Origin of the sequence: Endozoicomonas sp. ONNA1, assembly GCF_024606325.1 — a bacterium.
Taxonomy (GTDB): Bacteria; Pseudomonadota; Gammaproteobacteria; order Pseudomonadales; family Endozoicomonadaceae; genus Endozoicomonas_A.
The window spans coordinates 1-5,162 of record NZ_JAHHPN010000253.1 but is presented as its reverse complement, the minus strand read 5'-3'; the positions used below and the strand labels follow the sequence as shown (position 1 = coordinate 5,162).

The 5,162-nt window shown below is 48.0% G+C and carries 3 protein-coding genes; all 3 read right to left on the bottom strand.

The genetic code is table 11. The annotated features are described in order from the left end of the window. Nucleotides 1–348: 348 nt before the first annotated feature. Nucleotides 349–621: an AbrB/MazE/SpoVT family DNA-binding domain-containing protein gene (locus KDK19_RS06035; protein WP_257291552.1), complete on the bottom strand. Its 273-nt coding sequence runs from the start codon at nucleotides 619–621 to the stop codon at nucleotides 349–351. 222 nt (nucleotides 622–843) lie between these two features. Further along, complete coding sequence (guaA, locus tag KDK19_RS06030) at nucleotides 844–2,421, bottom strand: glutamine-hydrolyzing GMP synthase (RefSeq protein WP_257282274.1); 1,578 nt, start codon at nucleotides 2,419–2,421, stop codon at nucleotides 844–846. A 127-nt stretch (nucleotides 2,422–2,548) separates the two neighbouring features. Beyond that, nucleotides 2,549–4,018 carry an IMP dehydrogenase gene (gene guaB, locus KDK19_RS06025; RefSeq protein WP_257253117.1) on the bottom strand — a complete coding sequence of 490 codons (1,470 nt, stop codon included), beginning with the start codon at nucleotides 4,016–4,018 and terminating at the stop codon, nucleotides 2,549–2,551. Nucleotides 4,019–5,162 lie beyond the last annotated feature (1,144 nt).

Genomic DNA, 5,162 nt, shown 5'->3' with positions numbered 1-5,162 from the left:
CCTCTCCTAAGCTGTGGCTGAATATGCAGGTTAACTATGACCTCTGGCGCAACAGAGATATGGAAGAAATTCAGGTCGCTACCTTTGGTTAATGAACCCGACAATTTCTCTGGCTCCCACACACCAGAGTTTAATCATGGCTTTTGCATTGCCAGACATTTTTGAGCATCTTGGTCAAATGAATAGCCTGTTTGCAGAGTGAAACAAATTTCCAGCATAACGGGTTCTGATATATACCCCTCATGTTCAGTTCAGGTTTGAGCTGTTTGAATGACCTGAAAACTTGTTTGGACTGAGCTGGGTGATCCTGAGTCAGAAATCGGAGCAAAATATTGGTGTCCAGACCAATCATACTACAACCCTTTCATCTTCTTCGTCGTTGCTATCTTTCCCAGAATAACCCTCTGAAATATAGGCTTTTATATCATCATCTGAAAGACTTATGTTCGTCTTAACGGCTCCACACAGCGACATAATGCTGAGGTTTTTAGGAACAACCTGCCAGGTGCCGTCTTCTTGCTGGATGAACTCGAGTTGATCTCCTTCTCTAAGGTTCAGATCTGCTCGCACTCTGGCGGGTATAGTGATCTGACCTTTTGATGTTAATTTGGTTGTGGGCATGGCTGTACCTCTATGATTTCTTAAATTCTTTACATGTAGTAAGGAACCATTTTGAAAGCTCTTTTTTTAATTCGTTCCACTTAAACAACCTGTTAACTGACTTTCTCAAAGCGACTGTATCAAGCGCAGATCACAGCAGTCGCTCTTTTTACATACTACAAAAAAAAGCGGCTCATCCTTAGACAAGCCGTTCCATTTCACTTAACCGGTCAACGCCCGATGCTATTCCCACTCAATGGTCGCCGGTGGCTTACTGGATACGTCATAAGTCACTCGGGAAACATGCTCTATCTCGTTGATGATCCGGCTGGAGACCTTCTCCAACAGCTCATAAGGCAGATGGGCCCAGCGAGCGGTCATAAAGTCGATGGTTTCAACAGCCCGTAAGGCCACCACATACTCATAGCGACGACCATCACCGACCACTCCCACCGATTTAACCGGCAGGAACACAGCAAAGGCCTGACTGGTCTTGTGATACCAGTCGGCTTTATGCAGTTCTTCAATAAAGATGGCATCCGCCTGACGGAGAATATCGCAGTACTCTTTCTTGACCTCTGCCAGCACTCTTACGCCCAGACCCGGACCGGGGAAAGGGTGGCGATACACCATGTCATAAGGCAGCCCCAGTTCAAGGCCAATCTTGCGAACTTCATCCTTGAACAGTTCACGCAGCGGCTCAACCAGTTCCATAGCCATATCTTCAGGCAATCCCCCCACATTGTGGTGAGACTTGATGACATGGGCCTTGCCAGATTTTGCACCTGCTGATTCGATCACATCGGGATAGATAGTGCCCTGTGCCAGAAACTGAACATTGTCCAGTGCCACAGCCTGTTGATCAAAGACTTCAATAAAGGTGTTACCAATAATTTTGCGCTTGGCCTCCGGATCCTGAACGCCTTTCAGCTTTTCCAGAAACAGTTCTTCAGCATCTGCACGGATAACACGCACCCCCATGTTCTCAGCGAACATGGCCATCACCTGATCACCTTCGTTCAGACGAAGCAGACCATTATCGACGAAGACACAAACCAGCTGATCACCAATCGCCTTGTGCAGAAGCGCTGCCACAACACTGGAATCAACACCACCGGAGAGCCCCAATAGTACGGTCTTGTCACCCACCTGTTCACGAACACGGGCGATAGCATCTTCAATAATCTGTCCTGGCGTCCAGAGCTTTTGACAGCCGGCAATATCAATGACAAAACGTTCCAGGATACGACCGCCCTGCTTGGTATGAGTCACCTCAGGATGAAACTGGACACCGTAGTATTGCTTCTCTTCACAAGCTATGGCTGCAAAAGGACAGGAATCAGTAGAAGCCGCAGCCACAAAGCCTTTGGGCAGCCGGGACACCTTGTCACCATGGCTCATCCAGACATCCAGACTCAGACGTCCCTGCTCATTGACATGGTCTTCAATGCCATCGAACAGCCTGACCTTGTTTTCCAGATTTACTTCGGCATAACCGAATTCACGCAGATTCGAGGTCGATACCCTGCCGCCCATCTGCTCAGCCATAGTCTGCATACCGTAGCAGATACCCAGCACTGGCACACCCAGTTCAAAAACAGCCTGCGGTGCACGGGGCGAAGCGTCCCCAGTCACGGACTCAGGTCCACCCGAAAGAATCACAGCCTTGGGGGCAAACTCAACAATAGCCTGCTCATCCATATCATAGGGATGCAGCTCACAATAAACACCTATCTCACGTACACGTCGGGCGATCAGCTGGGTGTACTGGGAACCGAAGTCCAGAATCAGAATTCGTTCGGCGTGAATATCCTCTAACATGTGTCTTCTCAACATTAGATAACTGCTATGACCAGCAACAGATCCTCTCCATGGTGTGCGAAGACCTGTTACTGATCCGGCATTAAACTGCGGATGCTATAGCCAACAGTTCAGGGGAATGGTCAAATTAACCCACCCGGTAATTGGGCGCTTCTTTGGTAATGGTCACATCATGGACATGAGACTCTTTCATACCCGCATTGGTCACCCGAACGAACTCGGGCACCGTACGCATGGTCTTCATATCTGCTGAACCGGTGTATCCCATTGCTGCACGCAGACCACCCACCATCTGGTGGACAATGGCATTCAGCGGCCCTTTGTAAGGTACACGACCTTCAATACCTTCCGGGACCAGCTTCTCGGCACCGGCTTCTGCACTCTGGAAGTAACGGTCACTGGAGCCGGAAGCCTGAGCCATGGCACCAAGTGAACCCATGCCACGATAAGCTTTGTAACTTCTGCCCTGATAAAGCTCAACTTCACCCGGAGCTTCCTCGGTACCTGCCAACATACTACCCAGCATGACCGCACTGGCACCCGCTACGATGGCTTTAGCCAGGTCACCGGAGAAGCGAATCCCACCATCAGCGATCACCGGGATGCCGGTTCCTTGCAACGCTGCCACAACATTGGCTACTGCCGAGATCTGGGGTACGCCAATACCGGTCACGATACGAGTGGTACAAATGGAGCCAGGACCAATACCCACTTTCACGCCATCGGCACCAGCATCGGCCAGGGCTTTGGCGGCTGCACCGGTAGCAATATTGCCGCCGACGACCTGTACGTGAGGATAGGTTTCCTTAACCCAGCGAACCCTCTCAATAACGCCTTTGGAATGGCCGTGGGCAGTATCAACGATCACTACGTCGACACCGGCATCGACCAGAGCAGCAACACGCTCAGGGGTTTCAGGTCCTGTGCCTACTGCAGCACCCACTCTCAGCTGGCCGTGAGAATCTTTACTGGCGTTAGGATAATCCTGAGCTTTCTTGATATCTTTTACGGTCATCATGCCGACCAGATTAAAAGCCTCACTCACTACCAGCACCTTCTCGATACGATGCTTATGAAGCAACTTGCGAACAGCTTCCTGATCGGTTCCTTCCTTCACAGTAACCAGCCTGTCCTTAGGCGTCATAATATCAGCCACAACCATATCCAGATTGGAGACAAAACGGACGTCACGACTGGTGACAATACCGACCAGATCGCTGCCATCCAGAACGGGCACTCCGGATATTTTATGACGACCGGTCAATTCAAGAAGATCCCTGACCGACGCAGTGGAATCTATTGTAATGGGGTCCTTGACGACACCGCTTTCATGCTTTTTGACCTTACGAACTTCATTTGCCTGTTGAGCAACGGTCATATTCTTGTGAATGATGCCAATGCCCCCTTCCTGAGCCATGGCAATGGCCAGACGGGCTTCAGTCACAGTATCCATGGCTGCCGAGATCAGAGGAATTTTCAGCTCGATTTCGCGGGTCAGCTTGGTGGTCAGAGAGACATCTTTGGGGAGAACTTCTGAATATCCGGGCAGAAGCAGGACATCATCGAAAGTGAGGGCTTCTTGGGCGATTCTCAGCATTACCTGTTACCGATCCGAGTGTATTGGGTGGATGGAAAGAATCCCGCCGATGATACATCAAGATCACTGTCAATAAAACAGAAAATCTGTTCAAATTATCCGAATGTGCGTACAAAGTAATCAGAGGCTGTCCATACTCTAAAACACTCAGACCCTGCCACTATGGATCTTTACGATATAATGTTTGCTGCGCCCTCTCAACTCATAAACAGTTGTCAGTGACCCGGATACACAGGGCGACAGGTAAAAGCGAGTTTTGTCATTGTTCAGGGTGTTAAGAATACCATTTATACATTGAATAAAGGCTATAAAGCAGTGTGACATCCTCCCACCACTGATTAGTCCTCTCTATCCAAGTTCAGGGCAGAGGCTGGCTGGATAAATTAAGATAGTTGGCTTTAATGTCGGTGATGCTGTAATTAAATTGATTGAAACAGGCTTTACGCAACGCCTCGTTGTTCAGGACACTATCAGATTGGCCATCCTGACTTTAAAAGCCTGGACTAAATAAAGTATCAAATGGTCAGACTGTTGAGAAGGTAGTCTACGTGACTTTAATGCTTGTTAACAGTAAAAACAGACACAACCCTGAAATCAAGAAAGTGATTAAGCCATCAGGTTAGTAGCTTAAAAACAGTTAAAACAGAGGTGTTTTTCCTCCGGCTCTTCTAGAATATCTGCACACACAACCAACCTGATATCAATCTATTTATTCCCGATCAGGATAGTAAATATCACGAATTCAAAACCAACAGTCAAATTGCACAAAAATCCATTCTTGCTACATCCTGAACCCACTGCTATTTTTCCTCTGGCTCCATAGGGATCGTAACAATTGATTCAATGAGTATAAATAAAAAATACTATTTAACAGGTCAATCCTGACTAACAAATTAATAATTATCAAATGGGATCTACACCAGCTATATGCTTGTTTGTCACAGAAGACTGTTAAAGCTTCTCTCTTTTGCTCTGCTCTTCATGATTGAAATGATGACACCAACGGGCTACGCCACCGTCTACCAGAATGGACCAGAGTACAACGCACCAGAAATTCGTTTTCCGGGTATCTACGCCGGATTTAAAGCTAATAATTTCCACCTGAAGCTGGGTAACCATTACCATGTACTACACGACGTTGGTA

What these genes read in the sequence shown, in the direction of transcription:
- KDK19_RS06035 (WP_257291552.1), bottom strand. Translation starts at nt 621, where the DNA reads ATGCCCACAACCAAATTAACATCAAAAGGTCAGATCACTATACCCGCC.
- guaB (WP_257253117.1), bottom strand. Translation starts at nt 4,018, where the DNA reads ATGCTGAGAATCGCCCAAGAAGCCCTCACTTTCGATGATGTCCTGCTT.
- guaA (WP_257282274.1), bottom strand. Translation starts at nt 2,421, where the DNA reads ATGTTAGAGGATATTCACGCCGAACGAATTCTGATTCTGGACTTCGGT.